The sequence below is a fragment of the Stenotrophomonas sp. TWI1149 genome (assembly GCF_039673155.1).
GTDB lineage: Bacteria > Pseudomonadota > Gammaproteobacteria > Xanthomonadales > Xanthomonadaceae > Stenotrophomonas > Stenotrophomonas maltophilia_AA.
The window spans coordinates 23,732-48,900 of the sequence record NZ_JBDJLB010000003.1 but is presented as its reverse complement, the minus strand read 5'-3'; the positions used below and the strand labels follow the sequence as shown (position 1 = coordinate 48,900).

18 protein-coding genes are annotated in these 25,169 nt (G+C 68.2%); 9 read left to right on the top strand and 9 right to left on the bottom strand.

Annotated features, from left to right (window positions below):
* Positions 1 to 31 precede the first annotated feature (31 nt).
* The 6 genes from ABE424_RS04115 to ABE424_RS04090 all read left to right on the top strand — a co-directional run bounded on the left by ABE424_RS04115 (position 32) and on the right by ABE424_RS04090 (position 6,719).
* Positions 32 to 1,009 carry a transporter gene (locus ABE424_RS04115; protein WP_346491080.1) on the top strand — a complete coding sequence of 326 codons (978 nt, stop codon included), beginning with the start codon at positions 32 to 34 and terminating at the stop codon, positions 1,007 to 1,009.
* A gap of 53 nt (positions 1,010 to 1,062) precedes the next feature.
* Positions 1,063 to 1,881, top strand: coding sequence for a DUF2092 domain-containing protein (locus tag ABE424_RS04110; protein WP_346491081.1), 819 nt, complete (start codon positions 1,063 to 1,065; stop codon positions 1,879 to 1,881).
* Between the two features lies 1 nt (position 1,882).
* A complete protein-coding gene (locus tag ABE424_RS04105) occupies positions 1,883 to 2,404 on the top strand; it encodes a hypothetical protein (RefSeq protein WP_346491082.1) in 522 nt (173 codons plus the stop codon).
* A 156-nt stretch (positions 2,405 to 2,560) separates the two neighbouring features.
* Positions 2,561 to 3,109: a DUF4136 domain-containing protein gene (locus ABE424_RS04100; protein ID WP_346491083.1), complete on the top strand. Its 549-nt coding sequence runs from the start codon at positions 2,561 to 2,563 to the stop codon at positions 3,107 to 3,109.
* Positions 3,110 to 3,243: 134 nt separating this feature from the next.
* Entirely contained in the window at positions 3,244 to 4,431 is a 1,188-nt protein-coding gene (locus ABE424_RS04095) for a BamA/TamA family outer membrane protein (RefSeq protein WP_346491084.1), read from the top strand.
* A complete protein-coding gene (locus tag ABE424_RS04090; RefSeq protein WP_346491085.1) occupies positions 4,422 to 6,719 on the top strand; it encodes a patatin-like phospholipase family protein in 2,298 nt (765 codons plus the stop codon). Before ABE424_RS04095 ends, ABE424_RS04090 begins: the two co-directional genes overlap by 10 nt.
* Positions 6,720 to 6,850: 131 nt before the next feature.
* Here ABE424_RS04090 and ABE424_RS04085 read toward each other — a convergent pair whose 3' ends face one another.
* From ABE424_RS04085 to ABE424_RS04055, 7 genes are all read right to left on the bottom strand, one after another.
* Positions 6,851 to 7,027 (bottom strand): hypothetical protein, encoded by a 177-nt coding sequence (locus tag ABE424_RS04085; RefSeq protein ID WP_167390385.1) that lies wholly within the window; start codon positions 7,025 to 7,027, stop codon positions 6,851 to 6,853.
* 20 nt (positions 7,028 to 7,047) lie between these two features.
* Positions 7,048 to 7,644: a YSC84-related protein gene (locus ABE424_RS04080; RefSeq protein ID WP_346491086.1), complete on the bottom strand. Its 597-nt coding sequence runs from the start codon at positions 7,642 to 7,644 to the stop codon at positions 7,048 to 7,050.
* A gap of 11 nt (positions 7,645 to 7,655) precedes the next feature.
* Positions 7,656 to 8,477, bottom strand: a complete 822-nt coding sequence (locus ABE424_RS04075) for a hypothetical protein (protein WP_346491087.1) — start codon at positions 8,475 to 8,477, stop codon at positions 7,656 to 7,658.
* A 643-nt stretch (positions 8,478 to 9,120) separates the two neighbouring features.
* On the bottom strand, positions 9,121 to 9,903 hold the full coding sequence (locus ABE424_RS04070; RefSeq protein WP_346477413.1) for a DUF2092 domain-containing protein: 783 nt from the start codon (positions 9,901 to 9,903) through the stop codon (positions 9,121 to 9,123).
* Positions 9,904 to 10,058: 155 nt separating this feature from the next.
* Entirely contained in the window at positions 10,059 to 11,951 is a 1,893-nt protein-coding gene (locus ABE424_RS04065) for a DUF885 domain-containing protein (protein WP_346491088.1), read from the bottom strand.
* 135 nt (positions 11,952 to 12,086) lie between these two features.
* Positions 12,087 to 12,752: a T6SS immunity protein Tdi1 domain-containing protein gene (locus tag ABE424_RS04060; protein WP_346491089.1), complete on the bottom strand. Its 666-nt coding sequence runs from the start codon at positions 12,750 to 12,752 to the stop codon at positions 12,087 to 12,089.
* Between the two features lie 298 nt (positions 12,753 to 13,050).
* Entirely contained in the window at positions 13,051 to 14,838 is a 1,788-nt protein-coding gene (locus ABE424_RS04055; protein ID WP_346491090.1) for an FAD-binding protein, read from the bottom strand.
* 248 nt (positions 14,839 to 15,086) lie between these two features.
* Here ABE424_RS04055 and ABE424_RS04050 point away from each other — a divergent pair, with 248 nt between their 5' ends.
* Together ABE424_RS04050 and ABE424_RS04045 are read left to right on the top strand one after the other, a co-directional pair.
* Positions 15,087 to 19,898 carry an ATP-dependent helicase gene (locus tag ABE424_RS04050; protein ID WP_346491091.1) on the top strand — a complete coding sequence of 1,604 codons (4,812 nt, stop codon included), beginning with the start codon at positions 15,087 to 15,089 and terminating at the stop codon, positions 19,896 to 19,898.
* Between the two features lie 103 nt (positions 19,899 to 20,001).
* A complete protein-coding gene (locus ABE424_RS04045) occupies positions 20,002 to 21,573 on the top strand; it encodes an arylsulfatase (protein WP_346491092.1) in 1,572 nt (523 codons plus the stop codon).
* Positions 21,574 to 21,646: 73 nt separating this feature from the next.
* Here the strand turns inward: ABE424_RS04045 and ABE424_RS04040 are convergent, their stop codons facing one another.
* On the bottom strand, positions 21,647 to 22,804 hold the full coding sequence (locus ABE424_RS04040; RefSeq protein WP_346491093.1) for an alkene reductase: 1,158 nt from the start codon (positions 22,802 to 22,804) through the stop codon (positions 21,647 to 21,649).
* A gap of 147 nt (positions 22,805 to 22,951) precedes the next feature.
* On the opposite strand from ABE424_RS04040, the gene ABE424_RS04035 reads away from it, so the two are divergent.
* Positions 22,952 to 23,890 (top strand): LysR family transcriptional regulator, encoded by a 939-nt coding sequence (locus ABE424_RS04035; RefSeq protein ID WP_346491094.1) that lies wholly within the window; start codon positions 22,952 to 22,954, stop codon positions 23,888 to 23,890.
* A gap of 47 nt (positions 23,891 to 23,937) precedes the next feature.
* Here ABE424_RS04035 and ABE424_RS04030 read toward each other — a convergent pair whose 3' ends face one another.
* The gene (locus ABE424_RS04030; protein WP_346491095.1) at positions 23,938 to 25,065 is read right to left on the bottom strand and encodes an alpha/beta hydrolase; all 1,128 of its coding nucleotides are present in this window, start codon (positions 25,063 to 25,065) and stop codon (positions 23,938 to 23,940) included.
* Positions 25,066 to 25,169 lie beyond the last annotated feature (104 nt).

Genomic DNA, 25,169 nt, shown 5'->3' with positions numbered 1-25,169 from the left:
TGAACCTGCATCCGTGCTGGAGGGCCATCCCATGACCACGTCCTTGTTCCACCTGTCGCGCCGCGGGCCATTGGCTCTCGCATTGGCGTCCCTGTCCGTGCTGTGCGCGTCGCCGGCCGTGGCCACCGAGGGCGCGCTGGGGCGTTCGATCACCGGCATGCAGATCACCTCGTACGCCGGTGTGATTCCCCCCGAGCCGGGCATGCAGTGGTCGCTGAGCTACATCCGCTACAACGGCAAGATCAGCGGCGGCCGGCCCGCGCCGATCGCCGGGCAGATCTCGCTGGGGCTGGAGGCCGATGTCAATCTGACCGCTGCCACCGGCGTGTACGTGTGGCCGACCCAGGCCGGCCGCTGGAACTTCGCCTCGATGCTGACCGTGCCGTACATCGATGCCGAGGCGACCGCGAGCCTCTCCGGCCCGCTGGGCAACCGTTTCCAGGCCCGGGATCACGCCTCCAACCTGTTCGACGTGTACTTCGCGCCGGTGATTGCCGGGTTCCACATCAGCGAAGTGCAGCATCTGTCTTTCGGCGTGTATGTGTACGCGCCTACGGCCAAGTACGACCCGGACCGGCTGGCCAATCCGGGCATGAACGTCTGGACGTTCTCGCCCAGCGTGGGTTACACCCACCTGTTCCAGAAAGGCACGCTGGAGTTCAGCGTACTGGGCGCCACCGACTGGTACACCCGCAATGACGATACCGATTACAAGAACGGCGTGGTCGCGCGGGCCGACGTGCTGCTGGTCAAGCGGACCGCCAGTGGCTGGGGCTTCGGCGCGGCCGGCGGCTGGATCCAGCAGCTGCAGGACGACAAGGGCGACACCGCGGACCGCCTGGATGGCTTCAAGGGCCGTTCGTTCGGCGTGGGCCCGGTGCTGACCTACGGCAGGAAGTGGTCCGGCGGCGAGCACCTGGATGTGTCGTTCCGCTACGTCGGCGAATTCAGCGTCAAGAACCGTTTCGAAGGCGACCCGTGGAGCCTCTCGATCAGCGGCGGTTTCTGATCCCCGGCCGCCTCGCCGCGGCCGCCCGTATCCCGTTTCATGGAGCAACGATCATGACCTCTGTCATTCCTCCGGTTGCCTGGTCGGCGTGCCTGCTGCTGGCCGCGATGGTGCCTGCCGCACACGGCGCGACGCGCGTCGCCCCGCCGGCCCCGCCGCGCGCCGCATCCCCCGACGCCCCCGAGCGCGATCCGGAGGCGTTGGCCGCGCTGGACCGGATGGGCGCGGCCCTGCGCGCGCTCAAACAGTTCTCGCTGACCTCCGATGCCAGCACCGAGATCGTGCTGGACGACGGCCAGAAGGTGGAGCTGGATGGCGTGGTGACCTACAAGGTACGCGCGCCGAACCAGCTGTTCCTGGAGCTTCGCAGCGATCGCCAGCTGCGCCAGCTGTTCTACGATGGCAAAGCGCTGTCGCTGTATTCGCCGCGCCTGAAGTACTACGCGCAGGTGGATGGCCTGAGCAGCACGCTGGGCGAGTTGGTCGAAGATGCCGCCAGCCGTTATGGCATCGACATGCCGCTCGCCGACATGTTCCTGTGGGGGACCGACAAGGCGCCCAAGACCGCCATCCGCAGCGCATTGCACATCGGCGGTGGCACGGTCGACGGTGAGCAGATCGAGCAGTACGCGTTCAAGCAGGACGGCGTCGATTGGCAGTTGTGGGTGAGCAAAGCCACGTCGTTGCCGAAGAAGCTGGTGATCACCTCGCTGGATGACCCGGCGTTGCCGCAGTACCGCGCGCAGTTGCGCTGGGATACCCGCACTGCGGTACCGGCCACGGCCTTCCAGTTCACGCCGCCGGCCGATGCCACGCGGATCAAGCTGGTGCCGGTGGCGGTGGTCCTCAGCGATGACGGTCAGGAGAACTGAGATGCGTATCGTGATCAACCGCTTCTTCGTCGCGTCGTCCCTCGTCGCGAGCCTGCTCCTGCTGGTCCTGCTGGCGGTGTCAGCGCCGGCCAGCGCCCAGCGCGCCGGCTTCCACGGCGGCGGCGCGCGGGCCAGCGCCCATACCAGCGTCAACCGACCCGTGCAGCGCCCGCAGGGAGGCAACGTGAACCGAGGGGGCAACATCAACCGCAACATCGACGGCAACCGCAACGTCAACCGCAACGTGAACCGTAACGTCACCCGCAACGTCAACGTGGATGTGGACTACCACGACGACCACTGGAACCACTGGGACGATCATCCCTTCGCCACCGCCGCGGCGGTGACCGCCGGCGTGGCCGTGACCTCGGCGGTGATCGGCTCGATCGTCAATTCCGTGCCCCCCAGCTGCGTGACCACGGTGATCAACGGCATGGCCTATCAGCAGTGCGGCAACGTCTGGTACGAGCCGCGCTACGCGGGCACCACCGTGCAGTACGTGGTGATCAATCCGCCGCGATGACTCGGTAGTTTTTCCTGTCCTCCTACCGTAGTTATGCGCATTACGCGCGCCCGGCACTGCATTACCGTGGGGCTGCAACCACCAGCCACCACGGCCCGCCCCATGACGGCTGCGACCGCAGCGCGTCTTTCCATCCCGCCTTTGGAGACTCGCGTCATGAAAGCCTTTGCCATCGCCCTCCTGGCGACTTCTCTGGTCGCCTGTGCATCCACCCCGACCGTCAAGACCGACTTCGATCCGTCGGCCAGCTTCGCCTCGTACAGGACCTATACCTGGGCAATGAAACCCCAGGCGGGCTCACCGCTGGTGCAGCAACGCATCATCGATGGCATCAACGCACGGCTGCAGGCCAAGGGGCTGCGCGAAGCGCCCAACGGCGATATCGCCCTGGCCGCGCATATCGTCACCGGCCAGAAGCAGACCCTGGACACCTTCTACACCGGCACCGGCATGGGCGGTTGGGGCTGGCGCGGCGGTGGCTGGGGCGGCGGGATGGCGATGGGCAATGCGACTACCACCGTTCGCACGTATGACGTCGGCACGCTGGTCGTGGACATGTTCGACGCCAAGACCAAGCAGGCGGTCTGGCGCGGCACCGCCAGCGGCACCGTGCCGACCTCGCCGGACAAGGTCAACGCGGCGGTGGAAGCCGGGCTGGACAAGCTGTTTGCTGCGTTCCCGCCGGGCACGACCGCCGCACGCTGATCGCTGCGGACGGTCCGCGATGCGTTCAACCGCGTAGGCCCGTGCCGGGCTGTTCCCCTCCCACCGGCACGGGCCCACGCATTTCGCCGCGCACGCCGACTGCACGGCCGGTTACCCATCCCCCGAGGTGCCCTGTGTCGATCGGCCCTGCCGTATGCCTGCTGTCGCTGTTCAGCGTGCTCACGCCCTGCGCCGCGATCGCCCAGCAGTCTGCCGCGCCGTCGCCCGCACCCGCGACCGCCGCGGCGCCGCGGGTGTCGCTGTTCCGTGACGCCGAGGACGGCCGCTTCGACATGTCGCGCTGGCTGCTCGAGCACCGCGGATTCCTGCCGGTGCCGATCATCGTCACAGATCCGGCCGTAGGCAATGGCGGTGGCGTGGCGCTGGCGTTCTTCCACCGCCCGCCGTCCTCGGCGGCGACGGGCGAGAACGGCGCCCCGAAGATGGTCACGCCGGACATCTACGGCGGTGGGGCCATGCGCACCTCCAATGGCAGCGAAGCCTACGCTGTCGGCGCCTCGCTGCACTTCGACGAGGACCGCTGGCGCTATCGCGGTGGCGTGGCCAAGGCCTCGTTCAACCTGGGCTTCTACACGCCCGGGACGCTGCTGCCCACGCAGAAGATCGAGTACAACATGGACGGCCTGATGTCCTTCCAGCAGGGGTTCCGGCGTCTGGGCGAGCGCGACCTGTACCTCGGCCTGGCCTGGGTCTACATGGACCTGGACATCGGCTTCGACGTGGCCTCGGACCGCGATCGCTTCCAGCCGCATGAGCTGTCCAAGCGCAGCTCGGGCCTGGGGCTGTCGCTGGAGTACGATTCGCGCGACAACCCGTTCACGCCCTCCAGCGGGTGGCTGGGCATGGTCGAAGGCAATTTCTATCTGCCCGGGATCGGCAGCGATGCCAGCTTCCAGAGCTATCGCGGGCACGCCTACGGCTACTGGCCGCTGGGCAGGCACTTCGTTCTCGGCGGGCGCGCGGATGCGCGCTGGGCGAACGGCGATATTCCGTTCTATCGGTTGCCTTACATCGACCTGCGCGGCATTGGTTCGGCGCGCTACCAGGACACGCGGGCCGCGGTGCTGGAGACCGAGCTGCGCTGGAACATGACCCAGCGCTGGGCCTTGATCGGCTTCGTCGGCGCGGGCCGCACCTGGGGACGGCACAACAGTTTCGGCGACGGTGCCAGCCAGGTCTCCAAAGGCGCGGGCGTGCGCTATCTGATCGCCCGGCAACTCGGCATGCATGTCGGCCTCGACTATGCCTGGGGGCCGGAGGACGACACGTTCTACATCCAGGTGGGCAGCGCGTGGCGCTGACGCGCCCCGGGCAGCGCCTGCCATGGATGGCAGCGCTCGCCTGCGCGTGGCTGTGCGGCGGTGGCGCGCTGTCGCCGCTGCACGCGGCCGAACCCGTTGCAGCCGACAACCCGGCCGACCAGGGGGGGCATTGTGGCGTGCGCGGCCCGGGTGACACCCGGCCCCGGATCGGGCTGGCGCTGGGCGGTGGCGGCGCACGGGGCATCGCCCATGTCCGCATCCTCAAACAGCTCGAGGCGCTGCACATTCCGGTGGACTGCATCGCCGGTACCAGTGCCGGCGCGCTGGTCGGTGCCCTGTACGCGTCCGGCTCCACGCCCGAGCAGATCGAGCAGCTGGTGCTGAGCACCGAATGGCTGAGCCTGTTCACCGATACCTTGCCGCGCCGCGAGCGCTCGCTGCGACGCAAGGCCGACGACTATGCCCAGCTGGCCCCGATCGGCATCGGGCTGGGCGGCGAGGGCAAGGCGGTCGCGCTGGCCGGGGGCGTCTCCGAGGGCGAGAAGCTGATCGCCCTGTTCGAGCGCGCGACCGGGGGCGGCCGGGTCAATGGCCGTTTCGACGACCTGCCGATTCCGTTCCGGGCGGTCGCCACCGACATCAATACCGGCAAGCCGGTGGTGCTGTCCGAGGGCAGCCTGCCGATGGCGATGCGGGCCAGCATGTCGTTGCCGGGCATCTTCCGTCCGGTGGTGATCCATGACCAGGTCCTGCTCGACGGTGGCCTCTCCAACCAGGTGCCGATCGACGTGGTGCGGGCGATGGGCGCCGACCGGGTGATCGCGGTGGACGTGGGCACGCCGCTGAGCGCGCTGGACCGCAACGCCAGCCTGGTGGATGTGATCAGCCAGCTCAGCGGGTTCCTGACCACGCGCAGCGCGCAGGCGCAGTTGGACAGTCTGGGCACGCAGGATCTGCTGATCTCGCCGGACCTGACCGGCAAGGTCGCCACCGGTGATTTCGACAAGGCGCCCGAGGCGTTGCGGATCGGCCAGCTCGCCGCCGACCAGGCTGCGCCGGCGCTGCAGGCGTTCGCGCAGACGCCGCAGACCTACACCCGGCTGGCCGCGCAGCGTGCCGGTCGGACCCCGGCCGCGGTGCCGACCCCGATCGACTTCGTCGAGGTCGACAACCACACCGGGTACGCCGACGCCCTGCTGCTGTCCTATCTCCCGGTCCGCATCGGCCAACCGCTGGATGTGGAGGCGATGCAGGCCGGCGTACTGCGCGCCTATGGCATGGGAACGCTGGCCAGCATCAACTACGAGATCCAGGCGCGCGACGGCAGGACCGGTGTCGTGGTGTCGGCCTATCCCAAGCCCAATGGACCGGTGTACCTGGAGGCGGGGTTGAGCCTGAGCAACGACCTCGAAGGGAATCACGAAAGCAACCTGCGCGCCGGCCTGCTGTTCTCGCCCCTGTCGCCTTACGGCGCCGAAGCGCGCATCGCGCTGCAGATCGGCAGCGAACCCGGCCTGACCGGCCAGTACTACCACCCGTTCGACCTGCACAATCGATACGCCTTCCAGGCCGGTGGTGGTTTCCAGACCCGCAGCTTCAATCTCTACGACGATGCCGGCGACAAGATCGCGCGCTATCGCGTGCGCCGGACCGGCGCCACGGTGGCGCTGTTCCGCAATGTGTCCAACGTGCTCGCGTTGTCCGTGGGGGTGGAGCGCTACACCGGCAACGCCGAAGTGGAAGTAGGCGACCCGACCATCCCGCGCGTGAACTTCGAAGAGGGGGCATGGATCGCGCAGGCCACGCTGGACGACATCGACAGCGTCTACTTCCCCCGCAACGGCTATCTGGTCACCGCCGGCACCTACCAGTCCAGCCCCGGCCTGGGCGCGGACGCGCGGTTCGGCCAGATCGATCTGGATGCCGTGGCCGCCCGATCGTTCGGCAAGCACGCCCTGCAGCTGGGGCTGCGCTACCACGTCACCTCCTCCGGCACCGCACCGGTGCAGAACCTCTACCGGCTGGGCGGGCGCTGGCGGCTCGCCGGATTCCAGCAGAACCAGCTGACAGGGCAGGATTACGCACTCGGCTTTGCCGGGTATACCTATGAGCTGGGCACGCTGCTGGGGCGCTCGGCGCAGGTCGGTGGCACGGTCGAATATGGCAATGCCTGGCAGCGGCGCAGCGACATGTCGTTGAGCGACGGCATCTGGAACGGCAGCCTGTTCCTCGGCTTCGACTCGTGGGTCGGCCCGTTGATCTTCGGCATGGGATTCCGCGAAGGCGGCGAGAACGTGCTCTTCATCGAGCTGGGGCAATCGCTGTGATGCCGGCCAGCGGCCGGCACTACCAGGGCGAACAAGCAACGGACAGGTAGTGCCCGCCGCTGGCGGGCAGCGCGGGCAATCCGAACACGCAATGCACAGGTAGTGCCGGCCGCTGGCCGGCAGCGCGGGTGTCACCACACCTGCGACAGAATCACCCCGAGCGCGCCGCACCAGCACACGATCACGAACCAGGCCAGCACCGCATTCGCGCTGATGCCGCGGTGGCGGACGAACAGGCTCAGCACCAGCGCCGCCACCAGGGGCAGCACGAACAGGCTGACGATCCAGACCAGCGGGTGACCGTGCATGGGACCTCCTTGGGCGTGGCTCAGTTCAACGTCTTGTCGGGGTAGTAGCGGGTGCCTTTGACGGTGAGTTCCGCCGCCAGGCCGCTTTCGGTCATCTGGTACACCCAGACGTTGTCGGAGATCTGCACTGCGCCGGTAAGCCCACCGCCGGCCTTGTCCACCTTCGCCGCCAGCGTGGCCTGGCCGCCGATCTCGATGCCGCGGGTGATGAAGTCCTGGTACGCCTCGGGCGTCTTGAACACCCAGACCAGGTCGAAGGTCTTGGCGCCAAAGCCCAGGCCCGCCTGGATCTCCACCATGCGCATGAAGGTCTCGCGGCCACTGCGGTTGTCGATGGCCACGCCATGCCCACCGCCGCCGCCGGCAATCAATACCTTGACCCCGAAGCTGCGGAAGACTGCGTAACCCGCGGCGTGCTCCACGGCCTGGCGTGCACCCGGCTGCGCGGCATACAACCGCGACAGCACCGCGGCCGTGGCGGTCCGCGCCTGGTTCTGCGCCTCGATCTTTTCGGTGGAGGGTGGCGCGTCGCTGCGCGCGGGGCTGGAGGTGCTGCAGCCGAGGGGAGCCACAGCCAGCAGGATCAGTGCCGTGCCAACAAGGAGCGGACGGTTCATGGGAAGCTGCCTCATTCGGGAAAGACCAGGGTCACGATCAACCGGCCGGTCCAGCGACTGGCGTAGTGCGGCCGGTCCACGTTGTAGAAGCCGCCGACACCGATGCTGATCGGGGTATGCCCGAGCCTGAGCACTTTGGAGACGGTGGCGCCCAGGGGTACCGTCCAGGCATCGCCGCTGGCCGCCTTCCAGTTGTAATTGGTTTCCGAGGTGACGCTGAGTGACCAGCCATCGGGCAGGTTGCGGGTCACGAACGGCTGCACGCTGGTGCTGCTGACATCCTCACGGTCGCCATCGCCGCCGACCGACCAGACGTGGTTGGCCAGTGCGCCCACCGTCCACTTCTGCGTCTTGTGGACCAGGATGAAGGCAGGGCCGAGCGAGTACTTGCCCGTGCCGAGACTGTCGTGCGAAGCGGTGTCCAGCAGCGCGGCGAAGCCGTAGCCGAATTCGGTGCCATGCGCTTCAGCCGCGGTCCTGGGGATGTAATACCCCTGTACGAACAGATCCCCGGTGCCGTGTTTGTCCTGCGGAAACTGGTTCCAGCTCAGCGGCAGGATCGGGCGCAGGATGAACTTGCCGTTCTCGCCGACGAACGGAATCACCGGCTGGATCTTCAGCTGCTGGTTGTGGAACGCATCCCCGGGGCCGACCGCGCCCTGGTAGTTGTATTGGAACGGCACCGAGATCAGCGCCGCACCGGGATCGGCGAGCTTGCGCGCGATATCGTCGGAGGACGCCGATCCCGCCGGCGCCTCCTGCGCGGCCAGCGGCGCAGTGCACGCGCTGGCGAGCAGCAGCAGCCAGCGGCCGCGTCCGAACGCGTCACTCATCGCGGCGCATCCACGACGATGTACTGCACGGTGGTGCCCGCGTAGCGCGGCTGGTACCAGGCGTTGTCGCACTGCTGGTAACCGATGCCGTTGACCACGACCGTGCTGCAGTCCACCGGCAGCGAGTACACCACCGAGCCGATCACCGCCGAGGTGACCGCGACGCCGGCGGTGAAGGCGGCGGCGTCCCAGAACGGGTGATCCCAGTAGGGCGGCGGAGGCGGCGGTGGGCCCGGAGGATGCGGCCCGGGACCAGGACCGGGTCCAGGACCAGGCCCAGGACCAGGACCAGGCCCAGGACCAGGACCAGGCCCAGGACCAGGCGGATGGGGTCCCGGACCGGGTCCCGGCCCCGGAGCAGGGTGGGGACCGGGACCTGGGCCAGGATGCGGGCCGGGCTCCGGGCGCGGGCCCGGACCGGGATGGGGTGCGGGGCCAGGGCCCGGCGGGTGCGGCGCGAACCCGCCGCCCCCATGAGGCAGACCGCCACCGCCGAAGCCGCCGGCATGGGCGATGGAAGGATGGGCGAAGCCGCGCAGCCCGGGACGTGCACCGGCATCGGCGGGCAGCAGCGAAGCGCCCAGCAGCACGGTGAACAGGGCCGGGGACAATGCAGCACGCAGGCAAGCGGAACGGTCCATGCTCAGTTCTCCCCGTCAGTGGTCTGTGCGGCCAGCGCGACCGGCACGAACACGATCTTGGTCGCGCCCTTGGGATCGAACGCCAACTCCCTGGCGGTCACCGCGCGCCGCGTATCCCAGTTCAACGTGGCCTGGTAGGCGGGCAACGCCGGGTCGCTGTGGCTGGTGATCGCCAGCTGCCGGGGCAGGTGGGTGGCATCGGAAATCCAGACCTGCCAATCCACGCCCGGTTGCCGGAACGCGTAGTGCTGTGTCGCTTCGCCGCCGATCCGCGCGCTGCCGACGCGCAATGCGGACTGCAGCTGATCGGTCGGGAATGCGGGCGTGCCCCACAGGAACAGATCCGCCAGCGGCAGCTCGATGCCATAGGTGGTCGCCGATTCGGTCAACAGCGCCTGGCTGCTCTTGTTCAACCCCTCCAGCGTGGCGTAGTACTTCAGCCGCGGGGAGTAGATCGTCAGCGCCTTGCCGTCGTAGAACAGCTGGCGGTGCTGGTCCTCGCTCTGTATTTCCACGAAGAAGCGGTCCGGCCCCAGCACGCGGTACGTCACCGTGCCGGGCAGGGCGATCTTCTGGCCATCATCGAGCACGTACTCGGTGCTGGTGGTGGCGTTGAGGGTGAAGTGCGGCAGCGCGCGCAGCGCCGCGCCCATGCGCGTGAGTGCCTGTACGGCCTCGGTATCAACGCTGGCCGCCGCGGGCTGCGCCGCCAGCGGAGGAGGAAGCAGGAGCAGGGGTCCGATCAGGACCAGCGCCAACAGCAGGCCCGATGAGGTGCGCGGCATGACAGTCTCCAGAGTGTCGTCAGTGGGGCGCGCGACGGGCCGACCCTGCTGACACTCTGCGCACCGCCCACGCGACGGACAACCGGAGTTACACGGTAAGTCGCTAGGTATTTATACGCAGGCACCGGCCTCGCGCCGGTGCCTCCGTGGTGGGCTCAGGGGGTACGGGCGGAGGGCGGTCCACCCGCGGCGATCCACGCGTCCACGGCCTGGCTGACCACGGTCATCGGCATTGCCCCATTGCCCAGGATCAGATCGTGGAAGGCGCGGATGTCGAACCGGTCGCCCAGTTCCCTGCGGGCGTGCTCACGCAGTTCCAGCAGCCGCAGCTGGCCCATCTTGTAGGACGAGGCCTGGCCGGGCTGCACCAGGTAGCGGTTGACCTCGATGCGGACGTCGGCCGGGCTCATGCCGGTCTTCTCCTCCATGTAGGCGACGGCCTGCTCGGGCGTCCAGCGTTTGCGGTGCAGACCGCTATCGACCACCAGCCGCACCGAGCGGAACATCTCGGCCTGCAGGCGGCCCAGGTCACCGGCAGGGTCCTCGCGGTACACGCCGGCCTCGGCCATCAACTGTTCGGCATACAGTGCCCAGCCTTCGCTGAAGGCGCTGGGATTGAGGCTGCGGCGCAGCATCGGCAGGTCGGTCAGGGTCTGGCCGATCGAGATCTGGAAGTGATGGCCCGGCGATCCCTCGTGATAGGTGAGGGTGGGAATGCTCCAGCGGGTGTTGGAGCTGATGTCGCCCAGGTTGATGAAGAACGTGCCCGGGCGCGAGCCATCCATCGCCGGCGGGTAGTAGTAGCCGCCCGGCGAGGTGGCCTGCATGTGCGCGGGCACCGGCTGCACCAGCAGTTTCTGTGTCGGCAGGTGGCCGAAGTAGGTCGGCAGGATCGGATCGAGGTCGCGCAGGCGCTGCTCGATGTCGCCGATCAGCTGCGTGCGACCGGCATCGCTGTCCTCGTAAAGGTAGCGCGGGTCCTTGCGCAGCTGCGCGATGCGCGCGGCGACGCTGCCGTCGCGCAGGCCGAGCTGTTTCAGACGGGCATCCATGCGCGTGTCCAGCCGCGCCACTTCGCGCAGCCCGATCTGGTGGATCGCATCGGCATCCAGGTCGGTGCTGGTATACCAGCGCAGCGCGGCATCGTAGTACGCCTTGCCGTCCGGCAGTGCCCACACGCCCTTGTTGCCGGGATGGGTCGCCAGCGTTGCCTGCACGTTGTCGAGCAGGCGCTGATAGCCCGGGTTCACCGCGTCGCGCACTGCGGTGGTCGCCTGTGCGATGAGCTCAGCGCGCCGGGCTGCGGGGATCGAGGGCACCTTGTCCAGTTTGCGTTGCAATGACTGCACCCACAGGCTGTCCTGCGGCGCCGGTTTCAGCAGGGCACGGTACTGGTTGGCCGCGCCCTCCAGCGCCACCGCGGGCGGTACCACGCCCAGGCGGGCCTGCATATCCGCGTTGGCCCGGACCTGGTCCAGCTTGGGGCCCATCGCCTGCAGCCGTGCGATGTAATGACGGGCGCTGGTCTCGTCGGTGACCGCATGCTGGTTGTCCATGAACTGCGGCAGGTTGACCGGCAGGCTGAACAACTGGTCCACGGCGTAGGTGCTGCCGCCGACCGGCAACCAGGCCGCGGCCCAGGGCACGGCCATCAGATCGATCTGGGTCTGGTAGAACCAGCGCGCCAGTCCGTCGCTGAGCCGTTGCTGCGGATCCAGCGGCGGGCCTTTCCATGCACGGATCTGCGCCAGGTTGTCGACCAGGAAGCGGCGGTTGATCTCGCGCCGGGCCAGCGAGACGTCGGTCAGCTGGCCGGACAGATCACCGGCGGCATCGCCACTGATGCCGAGCATCGTGCGCAGTTCCGGATCGGCGTTGATCGCGGCCATCGTCTGCGCATCGAGCAGGGCGTTGAACGAGGTGGCGGCCGGGGCGCTGGCGGGGGGCGGCGCCTGCGCCTGCGCCCGGTTCGAGGGAAGCGTCAAGGCGGCTGCGATCGCGAGGGCGAGCACGGCGGGGAAACGGCGGGCGGGCGTGGTCGGAATCACAGGGCGATCTCCGTTTGCGGGCGGGCTGCGCGCAGGCTACGCCAGCGCAGGGGTGGCCGCACCTGCGGATCGTCACGGCTGCGCAGGCGGCAGAACTCGGAAGAGCGGCCCCGCGTGACGGTCAAAGGCGATTAGCTATGCCCCTATACGGCGAATCGTGGCTGATTCCCCGTAGCCGGAAGAACCTATCAGTTGGATGTCTTGACTCTGGGAAAGGATGGAGAAGTGCTCCCTGGCTTTCAATTTCCGTAGATTTTCCATTCGGGGCTCTCCCCCCAGAGAGATTGCCGGCACGAATCCATAGCATTCGTCGATATCCAAGGCCCCCAGTTTTCTCCTTGCACGCGAGAAAAGCGGCCGGTCTTCGGTGTCGTAATAGTCAAGTGAGTCGTCATCCATCAGGAAGGGAAGAAACACCGTATTGCCAGGGGTTTGTGGTTCTTGGTTGGATGTGAATGGTGCACTGTGCAGCTGCCCCTCAATCAAATCCAAATCGCCGCATCCATAAATGTCCTGATAAAAGTAGACTGTTCCAAATGCAGAGTATGCAAAGGCGTGACAGTTGCCTTCGTTAAAGTCCCTGTCGCCCCCAAGCGCGACGGACAATACGCCCTTCAGGTCATGCGGATGGCATACCTGCAAGCGCCCACTCTGGAGAGTAAAGCGGCCGAATTCTCGATAGAGATGAGATAGTTCTGCGGGCAACGAGCTGGGTAGGGCCGTTAGCTCCTCAGTGCTTAGGGGCCTATACGCCGTCGGACTCCCATATTCACTGATGATGAATTCAGTCAGCTTGTCCATTTTATTGCACCGCTCTCTGTGGCTTGGCATTTACCATGCTCATCGTGATTCAACTGAAAGGCTCATGCTGATTACGGATATTGGCTCTTTAGATGTGGCGATCGCAGGCGGTATCTGCCGCGCACGAAGTGTGCCACGCCAGCGCACTCTTTCAGTTCGGCACTGCGGACGCGGGAGGAGCGTGAAGGGTCACGCCCACCTCGGTCCCGGAAACCTGCGGCATAGCGGCGCGCAACCTACATGTGCCCCGTTTGGCAGTGGTGACGTTATCGGCCATTCCGGCACTGCCCTATAGCCTTCAGCCGCGGACAGGCTCGAAGCCGTCCGCGCTCCACTCTTCACTGCCGACGCCGTGGTGGATGACGAACAGACCCTGCGGATCGTAACGGCGCTTGGCCGCCTGCAACCTGGGGTAGTTCGGTCCCCAGAAGGCCTGCTGCCAGTCTTTCTGGAAGTAGTCGCTCTCCGAGACATAGGCGGGCGCCGACGGCGCCACCACGCTCAGTGCCTGATAGGCGCGCGCAACGTTCAACGCGCCGCGGCGTGCACGGGGCTCATCGACGTTCAGGCCGAGGCCCGGATACACCGGCCCGCTGGCGTTGCCGATGATCGCCAGCGCGAAGGCATCCAGCACCGCCGGATGGGTGGCGGTTTCGCGGCTGGCCGCCAGCGCCGCCGCGGGCGCACCGAACAGGCCCTTGTTGCAGTGCATGCCGACATCCATGTGCTCGGCGGCCGCGCAGATGGCTGCGGCCGCCTGCGTGCGCCGGGCATCGTCGAGCAGGGAGGAGGGCAGCCAGGCCGAGGCGTAGCCATGCAGGAACCAGCCGACCTGACCCTGGTCCCCCTTCCACAGCATATGCCGGGAGGCGGCGCCCTCGCGGGTGTCCTCGGCGATCAGCGTGGGGGCGTGTTCGCGGAAGAAACCGGCGTCCCACATGTGGCGGGCGGGCATCGCCAATGCCTGCAGGGGGTCGGTGATGGTGTACGCCGGCCGGGCGCGGACCCAGTCCAGGAACGGCGTCCAGGTCGCTTCGGCCGCGTCGCGCGACAGGCCCTGGAATACCATTGAGATCGACAGGCGGCGCTTGTCCTTGAACGTGAACTGCTCGCCCCAGTGCGCGTTGCACAGCGCGTCGCGGTAGAAGCGCAGCATCTCCGCCGCCAGGGCCTGCCAGCTGGCGTCGTCGCTGGCCTGAATCTGGCAGGAGACGCCGCCGAAGGTGTCGGGCAGGGCATGGGTGCGCAGCGTCATCCGGGTGACGATCCCGAAACTCGCCGCGCAGCCGCCTTTCAGGGCCCAGAACAGTTCGGGGTCATTGTCGGCGTTGACGATGCGGATCTGACCGTCGGCGGTGACGATCTCGGCTTCGAGCAGGCTGGCCGCGGCCGTGCCATGGGCCTTGGAGAAACTGCCGAAGCCGCCGCCGGTGACCAGGCCGGTGACGCCCACGGAGGTGCAGCCGCCGCCCTGGACATAGCGCCCACCGCGGGTGGTGACCGCATCGTAGGCATCGATCCACATCGCCCCGGCGCCTACGCTGACCGCCGGCTGCGGTGCGGTGCCCGGGCGGGCGTTGTGGGCGACGAAGGCATCGTGCAGCTCGACCTGGTTCATCGCGCGGGTCCAGACCAGCAGCGAATCCGGCGCGCAGGACGTCCCGTGGTAACTGTGCCCGCCGCCTTTGACCACCAGCCGCAGGCGATGGGTCCGCGCGAAGTTCACCGCGGCGGCGACATCGGCGCTGTTGGCGGCGGCGACCACCTTGGCGCTGGGGACCGAACGCCACGCGCCGAAGTAGCCGCTGGTCTGGGTCAGTGCGGGCTGGTCGCCGAGGTAGAACGGGTTCTGCAGCTGCTCCAGCGCCGCCGCGCGAGTGGCGGCGTCCGCGAGGAACGGCGACTGCGGCACCGACAGGCGACCACCGACGGCACGCGACAGCCGCTCCCACGCGGCGGCGGCAGGCCAGGCCGCGGTACCTGGACGTACCCGGGCAGCACCGGCCGCGACGGCGGGCCCGGCCTTGAGCAGCATCGGCAGCAGCGGCAGGGTCAGTCCGGCCTTGAGGCAATCGCGTCGTTTCATCGGGGTGGTTCCTGTGGCAGTGCCGTGTTCGATGACCGCCAGTGTGGTCCCGTAGAGGCCCGCCAGCACTGGCCTGGGGCCGAATTCCGGGGGTGAAGGGACGAGTGGTGGCGGGCCAGGGGCGACCGGTGCCCGGCGGATGCGACGCGATGGAGGCCGGTTGACGCATGCCCTACGCGGCATACCCTAGTCTGGTTCCCTTGCGCTCGCGGCCGATGCCGGGCGACCGCCCCACGACACCCGGATCCATGCCGACCCCGAACGACCCCACGCCCGATTCACTGGCTGCCTTCACTCCCGCCACGCGCCACTGGTTCACGGCGGCGTTCGCGACCCCGACCCCGGCACAGGCGCAGGCCTGGGCGGCGATCAGCGCCGGCCAGCACACCCTGGTCATCGCGCCGACCGGTTCGGGCAAGACCCTCGCCGCGTTCCTGCAGGCGATCGACCAGCTGTTTCGCAGCGGTGAGCATCTCAATAATGAGCAGCCGGGCGGTGCGCAGCAGGAGGCGTCGGCGCCGAAGAAGCGCGGCACCCGCGTGCTGTATCTCTCGCCGATCAAGGCGCTCGGCGCCGATGTCCAGCGCAACCTGCAGATACCGCTGCAGGGCGTCAGTGCCGAACGTGAGCGTCGCGGCGACCCGGCGGTCACCCTGTCGGTCGCGATCCGCACCGGCGACACCACCACGGCGGAGCGGGCACGGCTGCTGCGGCGTCCGCCCGACATCCTGATCACCACGCCCGAATCGCTGTTCCTGATGCTCACCTCGCAGGCGCGCGAGACCCTGCGCGACGTGCATACCGTGATCATCGATGAGATCCATGCGGTGGCCGGCAGCAAACGTGGCACCCATCTGGCGGTGAGCCTGGAGCGGCTGGACGCCCTGTTGCGGGCGCCGGCGCAGCGCATCGGGCTGTCCGCCACGGTGCGACCGGTCGAAGAAGTCGCGCGGTTCCTCGGCGGCGACCGCCCGGTGACCGTGGTCCATCCGCCCTCGCAACGGGCCCTGGATGTCCGCATCGTGGTGCCGGTAGAGGACATGGCCGACATTCCGCCACACCCTGCCGCGGCCGATGCGCCACCGGCCTCCGGGCGGATCGGCTCGATCTGGCCCCATGTGGAGGCCAGCATCCTGGACCAGGTGCTGGCGCGGCGTTCCACGATCGTGTTCGCCAACTCGCGGGGCGTGGCGGAAAAGCTGACCGCGCGCTTGAATGAGCTGTACGCCGACCGCGTCGCCCGCGGGCAGGTCCCGGCGCAGGCCCCGACAGCGCCGCCCACGCCCGAGCACTACGGCTCGTTCAATGGCGGCACCGGGGGACGGGCCGCCGGTGCGGAGACGCTGATCGCGCGGTCGCACCACGGCTCGGTCTCCAAGGAACAGCGCCGCGAGATCGAACAGGCGCTCAAATCCGGCGAACTGCGCTGCGTGGTGGCGACCTCCAGCCTGGAGCTGGGCATCGACATGGGCCTGGTCGACCTGGTGATCCAGGTGGCCGCACCGCCCTCGGTGGCCAGCGCGCTGCAGCGGGTCGGGCGCGCCAGCCACCAGGTCGGGGGCATCTCGACGGGCCTGGTCTACCCGCGCACGCGTCGCGACCTGATCGACGCGTCCGTGGCGGTGGAGCGCATGCTGGCCGGCGAGATCGAAGCCATCGACCCGCCGCGCAACCCGCTGGACGTGCTGGCCCAGCAGACAGTGGCCGCCGCCGCGATGGAGACGCTGGACGTGGAGGCCTGGTATGCATGCGTGCGCCGCGCCGCTCCATACCGGTCGCTGCCCCGCAGTGCCTTCGATGCCACCCTGGACATGCTGGCCGGCCGCTATCCCTCCGATGATTTCGCCGGCTTCCGGCCGCGCCTGGTCTGGAACCGGGTCACCGGCGAACTCAGCGCGCGCCCGGGTGCGAAGCAGCTGGCGGTGACCAGCGGCGGGACGATTCCGGACCGCGGCATGTTCAGCGTGGTGCTGCCGGAAGGCGAGGAGCGCGCCGGGTCGCGCCGCGTCGGCGAGCTCGATGAGGAGATGGTCCACGAATCGCGGGTCAACGACGTGATCACCCTGGGCGCGACCTCGTGGCGGATCGAACAGATCACCCACGATCAGGTCGTCGTCACCCCGGCGCCGGGCCGTTCGGCGCGCCTGCCGTTCTGGCGCGGTGAGGGGGTCGGCCGGCCCGCCGAGCTGGGCGAGGCGGTGGGCGCCTTCATCGGCGCGCTCGACGCCGTGGTGGCGGACAAGGGGGACGAGGGGAACGAGGGGATTGGGCCTGCACTGCGCGCACGGCTGCAGGCGGCCGGGCTGGCCGACAACGCGATCGCCAACATCGCCGGGCTGCTGGCCGAACAGCGCGAGGCAACGGGCGTATTGCCCACCGATCGCAGCCTGGTGCTGGAGCGCTGCCGCGATGAGGCCGGTGACTGGCGGCTGATGCTGCATTCGCCGTATGGGCGGCGCGTGCACGATCCCTGGGCGCTGGCGGTGGCCGCGCGCATCCGCGAACGCTGGGGCGTGGATCCGGCGGTGGTCGCCAGCGACGACGGCATCATCGCGCGGCTGCCCGACGCACAGGGACGCCTGCCGGGCGCGGAGCTGTTCCTGTTCGAGCCGGAGCGGCTGCGCCGGGAGGTCACCCGCGCCGTGGGCGGATCGGCCCTGTTCGCCGCGCGCTTCCGCGAATGTGCCGCACGCGCGCTGTTGCTGCCGCGGCGTACGCCTGGCCGCCGCTCGCCACTGTGGCAGCAGCGCCTGCGCGCCGGTGAACTGCTCGCCATCGCGCAGGGCTATCCGGAGTTCCCGATCCTGATCGAGACCGCGCGCGAGTGCCTGCAGGATGTCTACGATCTGGACGCGCTGGATGCGCTGATGCAGCGGCTCGCCGAAGGCAGCGTGGCGATCGCCGATGTCACCACCGAGGTGCCGTCACCGTTCGCGGCGAACCTGCTGTTCGGGTATGTCGCCGAGTTCATGTACGGCACCGATGTGCCGCTGGCCGAACGCCGCGCCTCGGTGCTCTCGCTCGACAGCGGCCTGCTCGGTGATCTGCTCGGCCAGGTCGACCTCGGCGAACTGCTGGATGCGGCTGTGGTCGAGCAGGTGGGCGATGAGCTGCAACGGCGGGCGCCTGATCGGCGGGCCCGTGGCAGGGAAGGGATCGCCGACCTGCTGCGCGAACTGGGGCCCCTCACCGACGAAGCGCTCGCGCTGCGGCTGGTCGATACCGATCCCGCGCCTGAGCTGGCCGCCCTCGTCGATGAGCGGCGCGCCTTCCCGGTCCGGGTCGCCGGTGGTGTGCACTGGGCGGCCATCGAGGATGCCGGGCGCCTGCGTGATGCCCTCGGCGTCGGCCTGCCGACGGACGTGCCGGCGGTATTCCTGCAGCCGTCGGTGGACCCGCTGGGCGAACTGCTCGCGCGATACGCACGCACCCATGCGCCGTTCACCACGGCGGAGGCCGCCGCCGCGTTCGGACTCGGCGTGGCCGTCGTCGATGCGGCATTGGCGGCGTTGGAGGGGCAGGGCAAGCTGCTCAAGGGCAGCTTCGGTGTGGCCCGCCGGGATGCCCGCTCCGCTGCCGCCATGGCCGCGCCGACGCCGCTGGCCCGCCACGAATGGGTAGGCGAAACGGTGTTCCGCCGGCTGCGGATGCGCTCGCTGCAGCAGGCCCGCGAGGCGACCCGGCCGGTCGCGCGCGAGGCGTATGCCTTGCTGCTGCTGGAGCGGCATGGCGTGCTCGCCGACGCCGAACAGGCCGCGCGTGGCAGCGCACACCGCGGCGCGGGCGCGCTGGAGGGTAGCGACGGGGTGCTGCGCGTGGTCGAGCTGCTGGCCGGCGTGGCGCTGCCGGTGTCGGTCTGGGAGCAGCAGATTCTTCCGGCGCGCGTGGTCGACTACGCCCCGGCAATGCTCGATGAGCTGCTCGCCACCGGGGCCGTGGTGTGGGCCGGGCATGGGCGGCTGGGCGATGAGGACGGCCTGGTGTCGCTGCATCTGCAGGAGGTCGCCGCCGAGACGCTGCCGTCGCTCCCGGTCTCGGCCGCGCTGTCGCCCTTGCAGGAGGCGCTGCTGCAGGTGCTGGCCGACGGCGGCGCGTACTTCGCGCGCCAGTTGGTCACGGCGGTGGGCAGTCACTGGGCGCGGGCCGGCACCCCGCCCATGGAGATCAGCGCCGAGCAGCTGCACGCCGCGCTGTGGGACCTGGCCTGGTCGGGCTATCTGAGCACCGATCTGTGGGCACCGCTGCGCGGCATGTCCGGCTCACGCGCGCCACGTCCGCGGGTCACGCGCACGTCGCGGCGTGGGCGAGGCTTCCGTGGCATCCCGATGGGGGAGACGCCCTTGGCCGACGGCGCGTCGGCGGTGATCGCCAGTTTCGCCGCACCCACCCTGGCCGGGCGCTGGTCGCTGCTGCAGCGCGAGGCGATCAGCGACACGGTACGCGCGGTGGCGCTGGCCGACGGCCTGCTGGACCGGCACGGCATCGTGACCCGTGGCGCGGCCGTGGCCGAAGGCATCGCCGGCGGCTTCCCGGCCCTGCAACAGGTCTATCGGGGCATGGAGGATGCGGGCCGCGTGCTGCGCGGCCGCTTCGTGGAAGGATTGGGCGGGGCGCAGTTCGCCGACCGCCTGATCGTGGATAGGCTGCGCGGCATCGCCGAGGCCCTGCGGCCCGGTGCCGCCGAGGTCGCCGTCGGGTTGTCCGCGGTCGATCCGGCCAATCCGTTCGGAACCGTGCTGCCCTGGCCGGTGCACGGTTCGCGCGTGCGGCCGGTACGCCGCGCCGGTGCCCTGGTAGTGATCGGCGGTGGGCGGCTGCTGATGTACCTGGCCCAGGGGGGCCGCCAGCTGCTGACGTTCTTCGACGCGGACGATGTGTCCCTGGCAGGCACCACGGCTGCCGCGGCCAACGCGCTGGCCAGTGCACTGCGGCGCGGCCGCCGCACCTCGTTCACCGTGGAACTGATCGACGATGCGCCGGCCCGACGCGATGGCCTGATGGACGCGCTGCGGGCCGCCGGTTTCTCCAGTGCGCCAAAAGGCATCAGCTGGGAGGGATGAGCAGGGGGTGGCGAAGACTTACTGACGCCGTCTAAGTAGAAACACGCTGGCCGCGACGATGACCGACACGGACTATTGAGCACCACCGTCGTCGGAGAAGTGCATGGCCAGCTCATCCGCAAAGAAGAAGCCCAGTTCATCCGCAAAGAAGCCCAACATTCTCGTCATCTGGGGAGACGACATCGGCATCTCCAACCTGAGCTGCTACTCGCGCGGCCTGATGGGATACCAGACGCCGAACATCGACCGCCTGGCCAACGAGGGCATGCTGTTCACCGACTCCTACGGCGAGCAGTCCTGTACCGCAGGGCGTTCGTCCTTCATCACCGGCCAGAGCGTCCTGCGGACCGGCCTGTCGAAGGTCGGCATTCCGGGCGCGCCGGTCGGCATGAACGAGAAGATCGTCACCATCGCCGCGCTGCTGAAGAACGAGGGCTATACCACCGGGCAGTTCGGCAAGAACCACCTGGGCGACCTCAACCACATGCTGCCCACCAACCATGGATTCGATGAGTTCTACGGCAATCTGTACCACCTCAATGCCGAAGAAGAGCCGGAAATGTACGACTACTTCCCCAAGGACGAGTTCGGGGATTTCATCGAGACCATCAAGCCGCGCGGGGTGATCCACAGTTTCGCCACCGACAAGGATGACAGCACCGACCAGAAGCGCTGGGGCAAGGTAGGCAAGCAGAAGATCGAGGATACCGGCCCGCTGGACCGCAAGCGCATGCTGACCTGCGATGACGACTTCGCCGACCGCGCCAAGGGCTTCATCAAGCAGGCGAACGACGACGACACGCCGTTCTTCGTCTGGGTCAACTTTACCCATATGCACCTGATCACGCATACCAAGAAGGAAAGCCTGGGGCAGGCTGGGCGCTGGCAGTCGCCGTACCACGACACGATGATCGACCACGACAAGAACGTGGGCTCGTTGCTCGATTACCTCGACGAGCTGGGCATCGCCGAAGACACCCTGGTGGTGTACTCGACCGACAATGGGCCGCATCGCAATTCGTGGCCGGATGGCGGCATGACGCCGTTCCGCAGCGAGAAGGACACCAACTGGGAAGGCGCGTTCCGGATTCCGCTGGTGGTGCGTTACCCGGGCAAGATCAAGGCCGGCTCGGTCTCCAACGAGATCGTGCAGCACCATGACTGGCTGCCCACCTTCCTGGAACTGGCCGGTAACAAGGGCGTGGTCGACGACCTCAAGAAGGGCGTCAAGGCGATCGGGCGCACCTACAAGAACCACATCGACGGTGTCAGCCTGCTGCCGTACCTCACCGGCAAGGAAGAGAAATCGCCGCGCAAGCTGTTCGTCTACATATCCGACGACGGCGACATGCTCGGGATCCGCTATGACAACTGGAAGGTGACCTTCATCGAGCAGCGCTGCAAGGGCACGATGCAGATCTGGGGCGAACCGTTCACGGTGATGCGCATCCCCAAGATCTACAACCTGCGCACGGATCCGTACGAGTTCGCGGACGTGACCTCCAACACCTACTGGGACTGGTACATCAACCACGTCTACATCGTGTACGGTGCGATCGCGTTGCTGACGAAGTTCAATGAGACCTTCGTGGACTTCCCCAAGATCCAGAAGCCGAACACGTTCACGGCCGACCAGGCGGTGGAGAAGCTGCAGGAAGCAGTGACCGGCAAATAGCGGCAGGGTGTGCGTCCGCGCCAGCATCAACGACAGGGGGATGGGATGTCCCCCTTTCGTCGTGCCTGCCGTATCAGGCTGCTTTGGCGGCCGCCGGCTCGCGTGCAGGAACGTAGGCCGGGTAGTCGATATAGCCGGTGGCGCCGCCGCCATAGAACGTCTCGCGATCGGCAGGCGCCAGCGGCCAGCCGTTCTGCAGGCGTGCCACCAGGTCCGGGTTGCTGATGAAGCCGGTGCCGAAGGCAGCCAGATCGATCACGCCGGCATCAATCAACTGCTCGGCGCGCGCGCGGGTCATGCGGCCGGCGAGGATCAGCGCGGTGCCGGGCAGCAGCGGCTTCAGGGTGCGCAGCAGGCCGCCGAAGCCCGAATCGCCCGCGCCATCGACCGACTTCTGGCCGACCTTGAAGCCGGACTGGTCCATCAGATGCACATACGACAGGCCACGCTGACCGATCGCCTGGATGAGCGCGGTGTAGGTCGCGTCGATCTCCGGATACAGCGGCATGTCGAACAGCTGGCCATACGGCGAAAGGCGGATGGCGGTGCGCGAGGCACCGATGCGTGCGACCACGGCATCGATCACCTCGAGGGTGAAGCGCAGGCGGTTCTCCAGCGTCTGTGGGCCGTACTGGTCGTTGCGGTCATTCACGCGCGGATTGATGAACTGCTCATGCAGGTAGCCGTTCGCGCCGTGGATTTCCACGCCATCGAAGCCGGCGTCGATGGCATTGGCGGCTGCCTGCGCGAAGTCGGCGACGATGCGCGCGATCTCTTCCGTCTGCAGCTGGCGCGGGGCCGGCGAGGCCACCAGCGCGGGCTGGCCGTGCTCGTCGTAGCCGAACGCCTGCGCGCCGACCGGCAGGCGCGAACTGGCGCTGACCGGGAGCGCATCATCGGCCTGGATGGTGGGATGCGAGACCCGGCCGACGTGCCAGATCTGCGCGAACATGCGGCTGCCCAGCGCGTGGACCGAATCGGTGGTCAGGCGCCAGCCGGCGATCTGCTCGGCGGTGAAGATGCCGGGGTTGAACAGGTAGCCCTGGCCCTCGCGGGAAATGGGCGTGCCTTCGCTGACGATCAGGCCGGCGGTGGCACGCTGGGCGTAATAGAGCGCCGTGCGCTCATCGGCGGCATCGTGCGGGGCGCGGGCACGGGTCAGCGGGGCCATGACCACGCGGTTGCGCAGGGGCAGACCGGCGAGGTCGAAGGTGTCGAAAAGGGCGCTCATGGGGGTTCCAGATGGGGGAAGGGGGGAGGGCATGGCGATCCGCCATGCGCGTGACCTCATCGTATGGGTGTGCGATAACGGCCACAATCCGGGCTTCTGACAAATTACTATTGCCGGAATCGCAATTCAGACGCCGAGGCCCCCGCCATGCAGCTCAAAGCCCTCCGCTATTTCCTCACCGTCGCCGCCACCGGCAGCTTCCTGGCCACGGCGCGCCACTTCCGGGTGCAGGCGTCGTCGGTATCGCGCTTCATCGCGGCACTCGAGCAGGATGTCGGGCAGCAGTTGTTCTACCGCAGCACGCGCGCCGTGCGGCTGACCGAGGCCGGCGAGCGCTTCCACCTGCAGGTGCGCGATGCCGTCGACCTGCTGGACGAGGCGGTCGAACAACTGGAAGGCCGCGATGCCGGACTGCGGGGGCTGATCCGCATCAACGCCCCCGAATCGCTGGGGCGGCTGCATATCGCCCAGATCGTCAACACACTGCAGGCCAGGTACCCGGAGCTGCTCGTGGAGCTCACCCTCACCGACATGCTGATCGATCCGGTGCAGGAGGGGGTGGACATCACCATCCGGGTGGGGCCGCTGGTCGACTCGGGCCTGATCGGCAAGGTCATCGCGCCGCACCGGAACCTGCTTGCCGCCAGCCCGGCCTACCTGGCCGCACACGGCACGCCGGAGCGGCCCGAGGATCTGCTGCAGCATCAGTGCCTGGTCTACAAAGGCCAGCTGGGCATCCAGAAGTGGTACTTCCGCGCCACGCCCGACGTGCCGTTCAAGGCCTTGAACGTCACCGGGCCCCTGCGCAGCAACAACGCCGAAGCGTTGCTCGCGGCCGCGCTCGCGGGGCGCGGCGTGGTGATGTTCCCGACCTGGCTGTTCAACCCGGACACCCTGCAGGGCGGACACATGGTCACGCTGCTCGACGACTGGGAGTTTTCGCCGCAGTCCGAGCGCGTCCATCTGCAGCTGCTGTCACCGGAAAACAAGCTGCGCTCGCGCAAGGTCCGCGAAGTCTCGGCCTTCCTCACCGATGCGATCGGCTCGCCACCGTACTGGGATCGTGCCGACACGCGGGGACGCTGAGACAGCGACGGGGCGGGAATGCGCTGTCAGGTGTCGGGTGCCGGCACTCAGGGCGCGACGTCTCCCGCACGCGCTGCGATCGGCCGGACCTGCTGCACCAGCGTCAACAAGGTCTTGCCCGGCTCTTCGATCATCACTTCGTGCGCGGACTGCTCGAACCAGATCAGCTGCTTGTCCGGGGCGGTGATCGTGTCGAACCAGGCCGCCGCCAGTTCGGAGGAAACGTTGTAATCGTGGCGGCCCAGGAACAGGAAGATCGGCGTCTGGAAACGGCGCCGACCGGTGAGGTCCAGCGTCAGGGCGCCGGACAGCAGATGTTCCATCGAGAAGTCGTTGCCCTTCCACATGCCGGCGACATCGGCATCGGTGTACTCGGGTGACAGGCGGACGCCGGCCGCTTCGGCATCGCCACCGCGACGGTTGTGCACCATGCCGCCATAGTGGTTGAGCCACTTGCGCTGCTGGAACAGCTGCTGCAGCGGCACCGGGGCATTGCCGACGGCGTAGGGCGCCAGTGCCTGGAGTTCGGCGACCGCCACGGCATTGCCGTCGCGCTCGGCCTGCTGCAGGGTCCAGCGCCATCCCCGGCGTTCGCTCTCGGGCGCGTTCGATATCTGGCCGATGCCGATGTAGGCATGCAGCCAGTCCGGTCGGCGCTGTGCCAGTTCCACGCCGAGATAGCTGCCCCACGAGTGGCCCAGCACGAAAATCCTGTCCTTGCCGAACTCCTTGCGTAGCCAGGCCACCATCTCCTCGGCGTCGGCGATCATGCGTTCGCGCGTCATGGTCGGTGCCACGGCAGCGGGATCGTTGGCGACGTAGGTCTTCCCGGCACCGCGCTGGTCCCACTGGACGACGGTGAAATATTCTTCCCAGCCGCGCTGGAAGTACCAGCTGGTGGGCATCGCCACCCAGCCCGGTCCGCCGTGCAGCATCAACAGCACCGGATTGCGGCGGTCGTTGCCGCGGATCGAGACCGCCTGGTCTATGCCGCCAATACGGACGGTTTCCAGGCGCTCCACCCCGTTATCGCTCACCACGCGCCGCAGTTCCTTGACGATGGCGACCGCTTCGGCCCGGTTGTTCGGTGACGGCGGTGACGGCGGTGACGCGAACGCAGAAGCGGACAGTCCCGCGAGGGCGAGGCCCAGCAGACTCCAAAGCAGGCGTTTCATCGGCGTGGTGACCCGGTGAGGTGCAGTGGCCGGCGAGTGTGTCATGCGCGCAGGCCATCGGCACCCCCATCACGCATGCAGTGGCAGGATCGGGAGAGATTCGC